The organism is Vibrio sp. 1402 (assembly GCF_033340275.1).
Genome location: NZ_JAWOWE010000773.1, coordinates 1 through 504, shown reverse-complemented (window position 1 = coordinate 504; position 504 = coordinate 1). Strand labels below are relative to the sequence as shown.

At 51.4% G+C, this 504-nt stretch carries 1 pseudogene; it reads right to left on the bottom strand.

What is annotated here, in order from left to right:
• Positions 1-504 (bottom strand): annotated as a pseudogene (locus R7044_RS28415) (acetyl-CoA C-acyltransferase); the annotation flags it as partial.

The window sequence follows — 504 nt, the reverse complement described above, 5'->3', positions numbered from 1 at the left end:
CCAAGACCCCCCGCAGCACAAGCGGTATTCAATGCAATACCACCACCACGACGTTTCAGTTCACGTAGAGTTTGCTTCATCATACGCGCACCCTTCGCCGCGAATGGGTGACCGTAAGCAATTGAGCCACCGAGCACGTTGAATTTATCCATGTCGATTTCACCGATCGCTTTCGAACGACCTAGGTTTTCTTGAGCAAACTTATCTGAGGCAAACATTTTCACGTTTGCCAATGCTTGAGCAGCAAACGCTTCATGCATATCGATCAGAGTCAGATCCGACAGTTCCAAGCCTGTGTTTTCGAGCACTTTCGCAGTCGCGTAAGTCGGTCCCATCAGCATGTCTTTTTCCACACCAATCGCTGAGAATGCGTAGCCACGGATGTAGCCAAGAATTTCCATGCCCAACTCTTTCGCTTTACCTTCGCGCATCAGCATCACTGCCGCGCCACCATCAGTCAGCGGCGTACTGTTTGCTGCGGTAACACTGCCGTACTGGCGGTCA